The sequence below is a fragment of the Ignavibacteriales bacterium genome, from assembly GCA_016709155.1.
In the GTDB taxonomy this organism is placed as follows: domain Bacteria; phylum Bacteroidota; class Ignavibacteria; order Ignavibacteriales; family Ignavibacteriaceae; genus JADJEI01.
Genome location: JADJEI010000001.1, coordinates 205882 through 220215, shown reverse-complemented (window position 1 = coordinate 220215; position 14334 = coordinate 205882). Strand labels below are relative to the sequence as shown.

17 protein-coding genes are annotated in these 14334 nt (G+C 39.5%); 4 read left to right on the top strand and 13 right to left on the bottom strand.

Annotation, left to right across the window (positions count from 1 at the left end):
• The first annotated feature begins 6 nt into the window (after positions 1–6).
• Genes IPH11_01175 through IPH11_01160 form a run of 4 tightly spaced genes read left to right on the top strand, consistent with a single transcriptional unit; the run spans position 7 to position 2988 of the window.
• Positions 7–798 (top strand): ABC transporter ATP-binding protein, encoded by a 792-nt coding sequence (locus IPH11_01175; protein ID MBK6912347.1) that lies wholly within the window; start codon positions 7–9, stop codon positions 796–798.
• Positions 799–2031 (top strand): glycosyltransferase family 4 protein, encoded by a 1233-nt coding sequence (locus tag IPH11_01170; GenBank protein MBK6912346.1) that lies wholly within the window; start codon positions 799–801, stop codon positions 2029–2031.
• A gap of 4 nt (positions 2032–2035) precedes the next feature.
• The gene (locus tag IPH11_01165; GenBank protein MBK6912345.1) at positions 2036–2563 is read left to right on the top strand and encodes a hypothetical protein; all 528 of its coding nucleotides are present in this window, start codon (positions 2036–2038) and stop codon (positions 2561–2563) included.
• A gap of 11 nt (positions 2564–2574) precedes the next feature.
• Complete coding sequence (locus IPH11_01160) at positions 2575–2988, top strand: hypothetical protein (GenBank protein ID MBK6912344.1); 414 nt, start codon at positions 2575–2577, stop codon at positions 2986–2988.
• A gap of 89 nt (positions 2989–3077) precedes the next feature.
• On the opposite strand, the gene IPH11_01155 is transcribed toward IPH11_01160, so the two are convergent.
• From IPH11_01155 to IPH11_01095, 13 genes are all read right to left on the bottom strand, one after another.
• A complete protein-coding gene (locus tag IPH11_01155; protein MBK6912343.1) occupies positions 3078–3431 on the bottom strand; it encodes a hypothetical protein in 354 nt (117 codons plus the stop codon).
• Between the two features lie 953 nt (positions 3432–4384).
• Positions 4385–4960, bottom strand: coding sequence for a T9SS type A sorting domain-containing protein (locus tag IPH11_01150; protein MBK6912342.1), 576 nt, complete (start codon positions 4958–4960; stop codon positions 4385–4387).
• Positions 4961–5829: 869 nt separating this feature from the next.
• A complete protein-coding gene (locus IPH11_01145) occupies positions 5830–7032 on the bottom strand; it encodes a hypothetical protein (protein ID MBK6912341.1) in 1203 nt (400 codons plus the stop codon).
• 44 nt (positions 7033–7076) lie between these two features.
• Entirely contained in the window at positions 7077–7235 is a 159-nt protein-coding gene (locus IPH11_01140; protein MBK6912340.1) for a hypothetical protein, read from the bottom strand.
• 326 nt (positions 7236–7561) lie between these two features.
• The gene (locus IPH11_01135) at positions 7562–8266 is read right to left on the bottom strand and encodes a T9SS type A sorting domain-containing protein (protein ID MBK6912339.1); all 705 of its coding nucleotides are present in this window, start codon (positions 8264–8266) and stop codon (positions 7562–7564) included.
• Positions 8182–8988 (bottom strand): hypothetical protein, encoded by an 807-nt coding sequence (locus IPH11_01130; protein ID MBK6912338.1) that lies wholly within the window; start codon positions 8986–8988, stop codon positions 8182–8184. Before IPH11_01130 ends, IPH11_01135 begins: the two co-directional genes overlap by 85 nt.
• The gene (locus IPH11_01125; protein ID MBK6912337.1) at positions 8948–9415 is read right to left on the bottom strand and encodes a hypothetical protein; all 468 of its coding nucleotides are present in this window, start codon (positions 9413–9415) and stop codon (positions 8948–8950) included. The genes IPH11_01130 and IPH11_01125 overlap by 41 nt, the downstream gene beginning before the upstream one ends.
• Before the next feature lie 83 nt (positions 9416–9498).
• A complete protein-coding gene (locus tag IPH11_01120) occupies positions 9499–10356 on the bottom strand; it encodes a T9SS type A sorting domain-containing protein (GenBank protein MBK6912336.1) in 858 nt (285 codons plus the stop codon).
• Positions 10262–10504: a VCBS repeat-containing protein gene (locus tag IPH11_01115; protein MBK6912335.1), complete on the bottom strand. Its 243-nt coding sequence runs from the start codon at positions 10502–10504 to the stop codon at positions 10262–10264. Before IPH11_01115 ends, IPH11_01120 begins: the two co-directional genes overlap by 95 nt.
• A gap of 135 nt (positions 10505–10639) precedes the next feature.
• Positions 10640–10996, bottom strand: a complete 357-nt coding sequence (locus IPH11_01110; protein ID MBK6912334.1) for a VCBS repeat-containing protein — start codon at positions 10994–10996, stop codon at positions 10640–10642.
• Between the two features lie 8 nt (positions 10997–11004).
• Positions 11005–11295, bottom strand: a complete 291-nt coding sequence (locus IPH11_01105) for a VCBS repeat-containing protein (protein MBK6912333.1) — start codon at positions 11293–11295, stop codon at positions 11005–11007.
• A gap of 61 nt (positions 11296–11356) precedes the next feature.
• Complete coding sequence (locus IPH11_01100) at positions 11357–12439, bottom strand: VCBS repeat-containing protein (protein MBK6912332.1); 1083 nt, start codon at positions 12437–12439, stop codon at positions 11357–11359.
• A 104-nt stretch (positions 12440–12543) separates the two neighbouring features.
• A complete protein-coding gene (locus IPH11_01095) occupies positions 12544–14256 on the bottom strand; it encodes a T9SS type A sorting domain-containing protein (GenBank protein MBK6912331.1) in 1713 nt (570 codons plus the stop codon).
• Positions 14257–14334: the final 78 nt, after the last annotated feature.

Genomic DNA, 14334 nt, shown 5'->3' with positions numbered 1-14334 from the left:
CTAATAATGAAAGAAATATTCAATCTTGAAAAAGTAGATGTCGAATTTGACAAGCATTCCCTTGATCGTAAAACACTTCGGGAAGTAATCGGTGCAAAACTAAATGGACAGGAGAATGAAAAAATCTGTGCACTTCAAGATATTTCATTAAGAATATTTGAAGGAGAGCACATTGGAATTATCGGAAGAAATGGTGCAGGTAAATCAACGTTGTTAAAAGTATTCACTGGCGTAATTTCTCCGACTTGGGGCAGGGTAATCAGAGCAACAAATAAGCATATAGTTCCTTTGCTCGAATTGGGGATTGGCTTTCAACCGGATTTATCTGGCAGGGAAAATTGTATGCTTGCCGGAATTCTGATGGGATATTCACCTAAGGAAATCAGAGAAAGGATCGAAGACATTATCAAATTTGCCGAGCTGGAAAACTTTATTGACGAACCTGTAAAAAATTATTCCTCGGGAATGTACGCAAGGCTTGCTTTCGCCATTGCTACTGATGTGAAACCGGAAGTTCTTTTAATTGATGAGGTATTCGGAGTGGGGGACGAATTTTTTATGCGGAAGTGTATTGCAAGAATGCAAAGATTAATGAAGAATGGCAGTACAACTATTTTCGTTTCTCACAATATTGATTTCCTCGTTTCTCAATGCAGTAGATTAGTATGGATCGATAAAGGGAAAATTATTATGGACGGCAATCCGAATTTTGTTTCAACAATTTATAGAAAACAGCAGGGAATGTCTTTAGAAATCAAAGTGCAATGTGAAACTAAAAAGAAAGTGATGGTGAGTTAAATGTTTAAATCAAGTGAAAATAAGACTGTCGTAATAAATGCTACAAACATCGGTAGAAAATTGAGTGGCATTGGGGTTTATACTCTTAATTTACTTAGGAATTTCTCGGAACAAGATGACAAAACTAATTTTATCGTGTACGCAAACCAATCGGCAAAAGATCATGTATCAAAAATAAATTTTCCCACAAATTTTAGTATTATTTGGGTTACATCACTTATGTCACCCGATAATCATTTTAAAGGTCATTTATTAAGATTTGCTTTCTCAAATATTCTTTCATTCCTTCATAAGGATGCAATTGTGTTTAATACAAGTCAGCTTGAGGTTAGTTTATTCAACAAGAATCAAGTAGTTACCATTCACGATATTATCCCGCTATTATTTAAGCAATATCACTTTAAACAATATTTTTTCTTTAAGTATTTTGTCAAAATAGCATTAAAGAAATGCAGACTGATAGTAACACCCTCCAATCATTCAAAATCACTTATTAAACATACATACTCAATTTCTGATGAAAAGATTATTGTAATCGCAAACGGTACAAAGGAAAATAAATCGGGAAATATGATCAATACAAAAAGCGGGGAGGGAAAGTACATACTCTATTATGGCAGGATCACACCTATGAAAAATATTGCAGGTGTGATTAATTCATTTTCTCTTATAAAGCATCAAATAAAACACAAGTTAGTTTTAGCAGGTGATGACGCAAAAGAAATTGTTAAGTTGATTAAGAACGGTGTGATTAAAGAATACGATGCTTTTTGTGATCGAATAATTTATGCCGGTCATTTAAGTGATATAGAACTCTCAAGTCTGATTCGAAATGCTTCACTACTACTTTTTCCTTCATTCTACGAAGGCTTCGGTTTGCCGCCGCTTGAAGCTATGTCCTTAGGTTGCCCGGTTGTGGTTTCTAACAATTCCAGTCTTCCGGAAATTTGTGGCAACGCTGCTTACTATGTTGAGCCTAATGACAATATGAATATTGCAACCGGAATACTTGAAGTCTTGTCAAATTCTTTACTACGAGAAAATTTAATTAAAACCGGATATCAACGTGCCGGTTTGTTTAGTTGGAAGGAAACGGCACTCCTTCATTTAAAAATGCTAAATGAAATTCATCAACAAAATGCGGTAACCGGGGAAAAATACAAGCGTAAAATGTTTCCACCTTCGTTACTTGATTCGAGATTAGATTATCAATCGGTAAAAACTATTCGATAAAAATTTGGAAAAACTTTTCCTTAAATATTTGCGCATTCTTTATTTAACATTATTAATTGGAATGTTTATCTCAAGTGCTGTCGTGCAGATTTGTATAGTGTTATTTCTTCCAGCAATAATTATTGTTTATGTGCAAAAATATCGGAGCAAACTTCTTACGCAAATAGATTTGCTTTTATTGCTGTTGTTTTTATCCGGTGTCATCTCTGTTTTGTTATCCGCAAACAGGCAACTTTCGTTTCATAGTTTACCGAGACTGGCATTATTGTTAACTGCTATTCCACTTTCATTCTTATATCTTAAAGATGAATCCATCAACTTAAAATTTTTTTTATTCCTCATAGCTGGGGGCGGATTAATTTCAGGCATAGCTGGAGTTATCAACCATTTCTCAACAGGTGAAAGGGCTTTCGGATTATTTGCTGGCTATTATACTCTTGCCGCAGGAGTTATAATTCTATTTTTCTTTTTCAAAAAAATAACATTAAATCTTTTCTATTTCCAGTGGCATCGATCGGAGCTATTTCAATAATAATTTTAATCTTGATTTTTAGCTCTGACGATATAAGAATAAATCCTTTATCAATTTTGTACGAAAATCAAAACCAAAATGATTTTAGCAGCGGACGATTAAGCCTTTACAGTGAAGCAGCAGACGTTATCAGTTCGGATTTGGAAAATACTAAGATAATTAATCTATTATTAGGTAGGGGATTGAACAGCAGGATTATAATCTACCCGGCAAGCAGTTTTACAAGTTGGGAATCAGATTATATCGAAACTTTTATGAATCAGGGATTGATTGGAGTAATACTTCTGATTGCAATCTATTTTATCTTTTTTCAATCTATGTTTAGAGTATTAAAATCAAATTCGTCTCAAATAGATTTCGGATTGCTGACGGGGGTCTCTTCTCAAATGATAGGCAAAACAGCAGCGCCTATTTTGCAATTATGATTGCTTCAATCGAAAAATTAAAAACTGATTTTAATAAAATTAAAAGTCCCGCTTTGTTGGCGGGACTTTTTATTTGATGGCGGGTTAGATTAACCAACTGTTATTGTGAAAACAGCAGATACTATTCCAACAATTTGATCGTGTAACATGAAATAAGCACGGTATTCTCTTCTTTCAGGTCCGTCAGTTAGATTTGGTCGTGTATCAAGGTAGGGTGCTTCTGTATCAAAAGCTAAAAAAGAAAATGATGTTTCATTTCCTCTTTTACTTTCAATCTTAATTCCGTCAAAAATAAGTTTCTTAAAAAATATTTCAACGAAATTTTCAGCAGTAAGCCTTAACTTTAACACTGGGTTTGCAGTGTTGATGTCTATTTGTTCTGCATCTAATTCTACTTGAAGCGTTTCACCAATTGCGAGGGTGTAATTTGAATTCGCTTTCATACTTGCAACCTGCTTGCGTATCCCATTTGGACCGGAAACTAACGCCCGCCTTTTGCCACGGTGTTTTGCACACTATTTTTAAACGCAACTTCAGCAGCCGTCTGAGCGGCGTATGCAGTTTTATAGTCCGTTATTAACGCAGTACCTGCAGTCACTTCCGGTGCACTAAGCCCCAGAGTAGGACCAACGGTGGGGTAGTTTAACTCATAGCTGTTAACCCATTCGTTAAATGATGGGATGTCTTTGGGAGATAATCCTTTTTGGCATTGCAGCCTCCTTTAAAAAATTTGTTAAAAAAACAATTTATTTTTACAGAATGAGGAAGGAAATAACCAGACCTCAAACTGCTTAGGCAATTCTAAAAAATAACAATTATAAAATCAACGGATTTTTACGTACGGTCAAAAATTTGTCCCTTAATATTTGATCTTCTTTAAAAATGGCGCTGACCAGCTTAGCATAAATGAAATCCGGTTTACAGCGGATTGCATCGGGGGTACGCCGGATGTCGTAGGATGCGCCGGACGTTATCGGGGGTATTGCTGATTTTACCGGGGTACCGCTGATGACGCCAGGAGTACCGCGGATGTCACCGGGGTACAGCGGTGACGCCGGGATGCGCCGCATATTAGCCAGAGTACGCCGGATTGCGTGCGGGATACCTCGCTTTTTAACAGGAGTACGCCCGGCAATACCGGGGATACCGCAGGTGATTCCCGGGGTATTGCGGATACTTTCCGGTGTACCGCTGATGGTACCCGGCGCACCGCGGATCTCATCTGCTGTGCGAATTTTAACGATTTTCGAGGATTTGGGTAAATTTTAGGGAGAATAGTTACGGGAGTAAATGATTAAAGTGTAAAAAACTTGCAAATAAGAAAAACCTCCGAGGTTTAGGAAAACCTCGGAGGTTTAGAAGTAAGGTTTATTATTTACAATTACAACATTTGTCGTTATTTCATTAAAATCATTTTACGCGTTTCAACAAAACTGCCGGCTGATAATTTATAATAGTAAACACCACTGCTTAGTTTGCTTGCATCAAACTCAACTTCATAACTTCCTGCTGGTTTTTCTTCGTTCACCAGGGTTGCGACTTCTCTGCCGAGAACATCGTAAACTTTTAACACGGACATGGCAAGCCCAGTCCCTACATTTGGAATGCTGAATTTAATTTTAGTACCCGGATTAAATGGGTTTGGGTAATTTTGTTCAAGTACGTATTCTTTGGGTAAGTTATTTCCTTGATCTGAAACTGATGTAACTCCATTCCAATCCCAACCAACTACTTTACCGTAGATGTTCCATCCCTTTGAGCGGCGATTATCCATCCATGAAAATACTATCTGATTATTATTTGCTGCTGCTACTGGTGATGTCTCTCCATAATTCGGTCCATCAGCTACAATGCGATAGTTGCTTCCATTTGGAGTGCCATTTGCATAATATCTCTGTCCTATGATATCCTGATTATTTATCCCATAACGAAGGTCTTCCCACGCAATCACAAAATTTCCTGATCCATCCATAGCGATTGTGGGATACCATTGATCAGCACTTCCAGCATCATCATTTGCTTTGGTATTTATACCTTGCACCACTCCATTTGAATTGTATCGCTGATAATAAATATCATAATCATAATTACCATTCCTATGGTCCCTCCAGGTAATCACAAAATTTCCTGATCCATCCATAGCGATTGTGGGATACCATTGTAATGCCGAACCAACATCATCGTTTGCTTTTGTGTTTACTCCTTGTGCTGTGCTGCTGTTGTAACGCTGATAATAGATATCAGAATTAACATTCCTATCGTCAAGCCACACAATTACAAAATTTCCTGATCCATCCATAGCGATTGTGGGATACCATTGTATTGCCGAACCAACATCATCGTTTGCTTTTGTGTTTACTCCTTGTGCTGTGCCGCTGCTGTTGTAACGCTGATAATAGATATCAGAATTAACATTCCTATCGTCAAGCCACACAATCACAAAATTACCACTACTATCGATTGAGATTGAAGGAGAAAATTGATATGCCGAACCAACATCATCGTTTGCTTTTGTGTTTACTCCTTGTGCTGTGCCGCTGCTGTTGTAGCGCTGAAAGTAGATATCATAATTTACATTCCTATAATCTTCCCACACAATCACAAAATTACCACTACCATCCATTGAGATTGAAGGAGAATATTGATATGCCGAACCAACATCATCGTTTGCTTTTGTGTTTACTCCTTGTGCTGTGCCGCTGCTGTTGTAACGCTGATAATAGATATCAGAATTAACATTCCTATCGTCTATCCACACAATCACAAAATTATCACTACCATCCATTGAGATTGAAGGAGAATATAGATATGCCGAACCAACATCATCGTTTGCTTTTGTGTTTACACTTGTGTAGTGCCGCTGCTGTTGTAGCGCTGAAAATAGATATCAGAAATTCCATCCCTCTCGTCTGTCCACACAATCACAAAATTACCGCTGCCATCCATGGAGATTGAAGGATACAACTGATCTGCCGAACCATCATCATCGTTTGCTTTTGTGTTTACTCCTTGTGCTGTGCCGCTGCTGTTGTAACGCTGATAATAGATATCAGAATTAACATTCCTATCGTCTATCCACACAATCACAAAATTACCACTACCATCCATTGAGATTGATGGAGAATATTGATATGCCGAACCAGCATCATCGTTTGCTTTTGTGTTTACTCCTTGTGCTGTGCCGCTGCTGTTGTAGCGCTGATAGTAGATATCAGAATCATAATCACCATTCCTATAGTCTTCCCACACAATCACAAAATTACCACTACTATCCATTGAGATTGAAGGAGACCATTGATATGCCGAAACAACATCATCGTTTGCTTTTGTGTTTACTCCTTGTGCTGTGCCGCTGCTGTTGTAACGCTGATAATAAATATCAGAATTACCATTCCTATAGTCCTGCCAAGCAATCACAAAATTATCACTACCATCCATTGAGATTGAAGGAGAAAATTGATATGCCGAAACAACATCATCGTTTGCTTTTGTGTTTACTCCTTGTGCTGTGCCGCTGCTGTTGTAACGCTGATAATAAATATCAGAATTACCATTCCTATAGTCCTGCCAAGCAATCACAAAATTACCTGATCCTTCCATCGCGATTGTGGGATCGTATTGACGAGCACTTCCAGCATCATCAATAATTGCTTTTGTATTTATGCCTTGCGCCTCTCCATTTGAATTGTATCGCTGATAATAAAAATCAGAATCATAATCATAATAATTCCTAAAGTCTATCCACACAATCACAAAATTTCCGCTGCCATCCATGGAGATTGAAGGAGAATCTTGCCCTGCCGTACCATCATCATCGTTTGCTTTTCTGTTTACACCTTGTTCTGTGCCGCTGCTGTTGTAGCGCTGAAAATAGATATCAAAATTACCATTCCTATAGTCTTCCCACACAATCACAAAATTACCACTACCATCCATTGAGATTGAAGGAGAATATTGATCTGTTCCTCCAGTTGAATCATCATTAACAAGGAAATCTTCAGTGAGTACATTTTTTATAATTTCAAGCTGGCGTTCTCCTGGCATTTGCCCGCTGTTTGTGTTTATTGGTATTTCTCTATCACCTAATTTTAGCTTCGTGGAGTTTTTATTCTCATATCGTTCTCAAATTTACCCGGGGTTAGATTACGGGGTGTTAGCTTAGTATCTGAGCGAGGATAATCTCCTTGTCCAAAAATATTTAGAACAAGTGAAATAAAAATGCAAATGAGTAAAAATAAAGTTTTCACTTTATACCTCCTTGAATAAACTCGAATAAAATAGTTTAGTTACTCAAGTTGACCGCCTTAGTATCTGGGGCTAAAGCCTGTTAAGTTTTTTGGGTTTTTCATATTCCCCGATCTAAAGATCTGGGTAATTACTGTGCCCGTTAGGTGTGGATAATTAAATCATCCAATAATTTGTGGGGTTTTAACTCCCAACCAAAAAGCGATCAACTTAAGTTAGTTAATAATATATTTTTAATTAAGCTATACAAGATTTTTTTGGCAGTAGATATATGCCGGATTTGGGAACGCTAACCACAAACGAAATCCGGCATATCTAAAAAATCAAATTACCGGAGTAGGATCATCTTTTTCGTTTCTACAAAACTGCCGGCGCGTAGTTGATAATAGTACACCCCTTGCACGAACTTGTCCCGCTCCTTCGGGACTCTTGCTTCAAATGTTTTTTCGAAGCTGCCGGTTTCGAGTTCTTCATTTACAAGTTGTGCTACTTCTCTTCCAAGCAGATCATAAATTTTAAGCGTAACAAAACTCCTCTCAGGAATTGAAAAGCTGATTGTTGTGCTTGGGTTAAAGGGGTTGGGGTAGTTTTGTGCAACTCCGAAATCAGTCGGAATGTCCAATGCTACCTTTGACTGGATATTTTCGGTTACTGAATCGTCATCAAAATCCAGTGATTCTTCTACTTCCGAACTGTTGCCGGGTGGGAGTGGTATTATATTATTTGTCAATATTCCGGTTGTTCGATCGAGTGTACGGGTTGGGGCTGTTGTCGCATCCGTGATAAGGAAAGCAATTGCTCCAATGCAAGGGGGACCTATGTGAGTAAATGTCACATTACCCTGCGCATTTGTTGTACCTACTACAGTTTCATCAAGCCAGTAATCATCAAAAAAGTGACCTGTAACTGTAACGCCTGATAGTTTAACTCCTGCTTCATCTGTAACAGTTACTTTGGCTCTGACTTTTGCATTTCCCTGATTGCAAAAAGGGGACCCCTTCCCTTCATAAAGATAGAGGATACCTGAATGCAATTTGTTACACATGGTTCGCCGGGAATCAGACGCACAAGACGCTGCCCGCTCTGACCGATGATCATCCTTGCAAGAATCTCACCATTTGCATTCATTTGTCCAGAAGAAGTGAGGACACTTCCACCATAGGCAGAAGATACGAGAGGAGCCAAAGGCTGAGCAAGTTCATCGGGACCATAAGCGATCATTCCTATTCCCTGAACTGTTGCAGTTATATCACCTGCATCAGTGATAGAACCAACTCCATAAGAGCTCAAGTGACCGGTTGGAACAAACGAAATCTGCTGCCATGTTCCTTGATGATTGTAACGGAAAGGATAATCGAGGTTTTCGGAGCTTATAGTAACAAGAAAACGAGCTTGATCTCCGGCATCATTAATTGCAACAGTTGAGTTCTCAATGGCAAATCCGGCAGGTGGGGGTGCGATAGCAGTAATACTTCCGGGATCGTCTAAGCGATACCAATAACCATAAACAGCTACTGTTCCACCAGGGCTAATGCCGAGCGGACTTTCATTGGGAAAACCCAGAGTCGTCAGGTCTATCATCCCCCCGGCTTCGGTCCACATAAAAGGAGCTCCGGTCGGCGGGAAATTTTGTGTAGTTGACCAACCAACTACTCTGCCAAAGTCATCTATACCGATTGCTGTAGAAATAGTTTTGCCGGGTAGATTTCCGAGATCAATAGCGGTGTATGTATTTCCGTTGGGTTTTCCATACAACAACGTGAGTTGTGGTCGAAAGCAATCCCGCAAAACCGCAAATCCAGCCCTGGTTATTGATGTCGGTAAGGGTGATGCCTGACAAGCCGGGCACAGTTGGAAGTACAATTCGAATACCGTCCTTCCAAACAACTGTTTCAAGGGGAGGGAGGCATGTGGATCCGCAACCAGGATCCGGGTAAGAAGTTCCGATCACATCGCCGGCGTCGTTCATGTCAACCCCAAAGGAGGCAGTTGCAACAAGATCAACTACATAACTGCCCGGTACAACAAACTCAGTTTTTATTTGCGAACCGGTTTTGGTGGAACTGATCTGCAACGGTGTCTGATCATTTCCCTGAGGCGAGGAGAAAGCCTGCGCACTTAAAAAGATTGCAAACGCTGAATATAGCAGCGCAAGATTTTTAATTGTGAAACGGTAAGTCATCACTACTCCTGTTTATTTTATGAATAAGTTCGAACAATTATTATTTTTCATTTAAATATTTCTTTGTATAATAATTAAATATTTTATCTCAAAAGGATCATTTTCTTTGTCTGAGTAAATGAACCAGCTTGCAATTTATAGAAATAAACTCCGCTTGGTAACGATTCTGAATTAAATGTTAAAGTGTGCACGCCTGCGGCTTTCTCTTCATTTAATAATAATGCAACTTCTTCTCCTATTAAATTAAATACTTTTAAGTTAACTATGGATTTTTCTTGCAATCCAAAGGTGATTAATGTTGTAGGGTTGAAAGGGTTGGGATAATTCTGCTCAAGAGAAAATTCTGTCGGAGTTGTTATTTCAACGTCAATTGATTTTGAATATTCAAAGATGCCATCAAAGTCAATTTGTTTTAGTCTGTATTGATATTTTCCTGCTGAAAGATTTTCATCAGCGAAAGAATAACTCTTTGGTTCGGTAGTTGTACCGAAGCCTGGAACAAAAGCAATTACATTCCATTCCTGATTGCCGACTGAAGACTGTGGGCTGCCGACTTGTTTTCTTTCAATTTCAAACCTACTATTATTTAATTCAGTAGCAGTCTGCCAGTTAAGCGAAACGGAGTTTCGCGTTACAGTTGCGGTGAAGGATGTGAGTTCAACCGGAATACCTCCGGTGGTTACTCCTTTGATGAACATTAAAGTGCTAGGAATTCCACTTGGCGGTAACTGCCCAACAGCAACTAAATCTCCTCTGTCGTCTCCATCAAAATCTGCGAACAAGGGGGAGAAGACGCCCGAATATCCTCCGATCCTCACTCTGTATGTAAATACACCATTATTATTTTCATAAAAGTGAAATACAATTTGAGGCGTTATTCCCGACCATAATATCAGCATCTCCATCGCTGTCAACATCTCCAACAGTAATCCCGGACACATTTAATAAATCCGGTGAATATGCAGAAGGAATTATATTTGCCGGTTGAAAAGTACCATCACCATTTCCAATAAGGACTGACATGGTTGTAGATTCCCAGAAATTGGACGAAGCAATATCGAGGATATCATCGCCATTGAAATCTGCCACAACAATATCTGTCGCCCCTCCTGACTTCCGATGGAATAATTGACTGGATCGTTGAAATCACCATTGCCATTTCCAATCGAAATATTTATCAGGGCGCCGGCTGTGCCTGTGGCTATATCTATTTTACCGTCAGAATTAAAATCGCCTGCAGCAATAGGGCAACTCCCGACCAATGACTTCAATAAGTGGATCAGCAAATGATGCATTCCCATCGTTAAGACAAATGAATAATCTCATACTAGAATTCGTTACGTTTGGACACCCAAGCCACTCAGTAATCAAAACATCTTCATCACCGTCATTGTCAATATCAAAAGCATCAATATCGTACCATCCGCAGGAACCAATAGATTTTGTTTGAACAGTGCCAAAAGTGCCGTCGCCGTTGTTGATAGCATAATGAAAATCGTAGGGCGGGGAATTGATAGCAGTTGCAAATAGTAAATCAGGGAAGGAATCTCCATTAAGATTCCCTGAATTTTGCCTGTACACCTCCACCTCTAATTGAGTATGAAACCCCTTCGCCAAAAAATACCGTTACCAAGATTTATTTGAACTTTGACCGTCACTCCAATTGCCGCACGACCTGAAGCCGATGTTACGACATCAAGATCGCCGTCACCATCAATATCAGCAGCATCTAAACTGCCGGCAATGGAACTGCCTGTATCGAACAGATGAGGGATGGGGAAGGTAGCTTGCCCGTAATTCTTGTGAACTGTTATTTGCATCGAGTAGGAGTCTGCGGTCAGAATGTCCACCCACCCATCGCTGTCAACATCACCGAGCATGATATCAACTGTATTTTGTCCTGCGGGGTTTCGGTATGGTTCGAGGAATCCGCCCGAACTGTTATTTATAAAAAACCTGGTAGCCGTCAGTTGTTCTTGCTGTTGTGGAGGTCGCTACAATGTCCAACCAGCCATCGGCGTTTAGGTCTGCAGTTTCAATATCCATTATTCCTCCAGAAAAATCATTTGATTGAATCGTCTCCGGCGTAGAAAACGAATTACCAAGATTTCTGAATAATTCAATCCCGAACAAGTTTAGGTTTGTGTAGAGAATGTCTTGATCGCTGTCATTATCAATATCAGCCAGCCAAACAGATGGAAAAAGACCATTACTCGTTTGGGAGACTGAATATTCTGTTCTATTCGAAAAATTTCCTGTGCCGGAATTCAGTAATACATTTAGAAATCCATTTTCGTTCGCGACTACAAGGTCAATGAAATCATCAAGATTAATCTTTGCCGCTTCAATTCTGTACGGAGAATCGCCTGCGGGGTAACTAACTGCAGGTGAAAAAGCTCCGCCGCCGGTATTCAATAAAATTCTGATTGTATTTTGCGAACCGAAAGTTCCGTAGTTGGCAACTGCGAGGTCAATATTTCCATCATCGTTAAAATCTGCAGCGACAATGCCTGCTGCTCCAATCCCTACTGTGTAAGTTGCCGGGCTTCCAAATGTACCATCTCCATCATTCATAAAAACAGAAATAGAATTCCCATCCCAGAATTCTCCGGAGTTAGAAACGACAACATCTAAAAAACTATCGTTATTAAAATCAGCCGTTTCAACAAACTGGGAGGTTTCGGGAGAATTATAATGAGCAGGCGTGCTATTGAAAAGTCCCTCGCCATTATTCTTTAGAACAACAAATCCTTTTGCGCTACCCATGAACCCACCAAAATATTTTGAAGCAACGACGTCCGAATCTCCGTCATTATCAAGATCTATAAGTTTTGCACTTGATAAAAAATATGGCTGATTACTTACCTGCGTATTATAACCGAACCAGGTGCTGTCAAAAGCCGAGGCAAGCAATTGTGCATAATTTCGATTGGCACCAATTATAAGAAATAGAAAAAAAATAAATGGAAAACCGCCATGGTTAATTCTTACTGAAAGGAAATTGAACCTGAAATAGTGTGTCATAGTTGACCTCAATAATTAATTATAAATTAGTTTCAATCCCTCGATCAAAAAATAATTGTAACTTTTTGTCGTCTTATCCTTAGGGAGCCGAAGCTCCCCAAAATCTATTTTAGTAAAAGTAATTTTTTGGATTCGATATAGCTATCTGCCTGCAATTGATAAACGTACATTCCGCTTGCAAGATTGCTTCCATCGAATTGCATTTCATAAATCCCGGCATCCTTTACTTCATTAACCAGATTTGCTACTTCATTTCCAAGTATATCATATACTTTCAATGATGTAAACCCTGCTTTAGGGAGGGAGAAAGAAATCGTGGTTGTAGGATTGAATGGGTTGGGATAATTCTGTTCAAGTGAAAATTCAGTTGGTGTAATTATTTCAACTTCAATAGCATTTGAGTAATCAAACGTTCCGTCAAAATCCATTTGCTTTAGTCTGTATTGATATTTTCCTGCTGAAAGATTTTCATCAGCGAAAGAATAACTCTTTGATTCTGTGGTTGTCCCAAATCCTGGGACGAAACCGATTACATTCCATTCCTGATTGCCGACTGAAGACTGTGGGCTGCTGACTTGTTTTCTTTCAATTTCAAACCTACTATTATTTAATTCAGTAGCAGTCTGCCAGCTCAATGTTACAGAATTTCCAATCATACTCGCACGAAACGAATATAGTTCAACTGGAACTGAATTTTGAACTGTGAGCACTGCCACACCTCTTCCCAGACAACTCATCCATAATTCATAACCACCAGGTATTTCTCGGACTTCAAGATCTTTGATATTGCTGTTTGGTAAACCGCCCCACTGTGGTATTCCGCCCGGTGGAGAAGGAAACGAGCCAACATTCACACCGTCATACCAGCATAAACCGTTGTCATTTGATGGATACTCGCTGTCGTACTGCATCCAAAGTCGCCCATCTGATGTGACCGCCAAGGGACGTACGTGTTCGCCGGGAAACGGCCAGCCCAGATCATGTTGAAACACCGTGTAAGAACCGTTGTTCGCATTGAGGCGGATAAGCGTACTACCACTAACTGTAAATTGCGTCCACGTTCCAATCCAAACTATATCACTATCATCAACGGCTAAGCCAGTGAATGAAGCGGCCGAACCAGGGAAATCACTCGGAGTACGAGAGAACGAAGAGCTTCCATCGGTACGCAATAACTCGAAGTCAGTTGAAGCCCATATTGAACCATTATTTGTCAGATCCTTTTTTATTTGGCTACCCCATCCTGTCAATGGAACAACAATCCAATCAGGGATAGTTTCATCGTAATATCTTACATTGAAATATTCGCCCAGGCTCCACAACACTCCGTATGAATCTTCAACAAATCCTTTCGAGGTATTAAATGAATCTTCCAAAGCAAAAAAATCAACTCCATTCCAGGCATGGATTCCATGGAATGTCGGATTGAAGACAACATCTCCGTTTACAGGCCTTCTATAAATTGCCTGGGTATTGTCTGCATCATAAGGGAAAGTATATCCCAAGCCATAAGTGTATTGGTTGAAGCCTATCCAGTTTGTACCATCAAATTTTTGAAACCCGCCAATACCAGTTCCTGCGTTTCCAGTCATCCAAACATTTCCTTCGCTATCTAAGGAAATATCCTGTACGAAATAATCAAGCTGAGAAGTATTGGTTATTCTATAACGCTGCCAGTTACCTGTCACAGCATCACGTTTTGCAGCTCCTTCAATTCCACAAACCCAGACATTTTCCTGTTGATCAACATCAACAGAGAGAGTAAAATCGCCCGGTCGCCATGTCCCAAAATTATTCCAGATTGAGCCGTCAAACATCCAAGTCTCACCAGAAGTAGTAACTAAGAGAGCTTTGCCGTTTCCAAAGGCTTTAAATGCATCAATATAAAAACTTAC

Bases quoted from the DNA above. Each gene is read 5' to 3' on its own strand.
- IPH11_01125 (MBK6912337.1), bottom strand. From the start codon at position 9,415: ATGACTTACCGTTTCACAATTAAAAATCTTGCGCTGCTATATTCAGCG.
- IPH11_01145 (MBK6912341.1), bottom strand. From the start codon at position 7,032: ATGCCAGGAGAACGCCAGCTTGAAATTATAAAAAATGTACTCACTGAA.
- IPH11_01150 (MBK6912342.1), bottom strand. From the start codon at position 4,960: ATGGATGGATCAGGAAATTTTGTGATTGCGTGGGAAGACCTTCGTTAT.
- IPH11_01095 (MBK6912331.1), bottom strand. From the start codon at position 14,256: ATGTTTGACGGCTCAATCTGGAATAATTTTGGGACATGGCGACCGGGC.
- IPH11_01170 (MBK6912346.1), top strand. From the start codon at position 799: ATGTTTAAATCAAGTGAAAATAAGACTGTCGTAATAAATGCTACAAAC.
- IPH11_01105 (MBK6912333.1), bottom strand. From the start codon at position 11,295: ATGCTCGGTGATGTTGACAGCGATGGGTGGGTGGACATTCTGACCGCA.
- IPH11_01155 (MBK6912343.1), bottom strand. From the start codon at position 3,431: ATGAAAGCGAATTCAAATTACACCCTCGCAATTGGTGAAACGCTTCAA.
- IPH11_01175 (MBK6912347.1), top strand. From the start codon at position 7: ATGAAAGAAATATTCAATCTTGAAAAAGTAGATGTCGAATTTGACAAG.
- IPH11_01100 (MBK6912332.1), bottom strand. From the start codon at position 12,439: ATGACACACTATTTCAGGTTCAATTTCCTTTCAGTAAGAATTAACCAT.
- IPH11_01120 (MBK6912336.1), bottom strand. From the start codon at position 10,356: ATGTGTCCGGGATTACTGTTGGAGATGTTGACAGCGATGGAGATGCTG.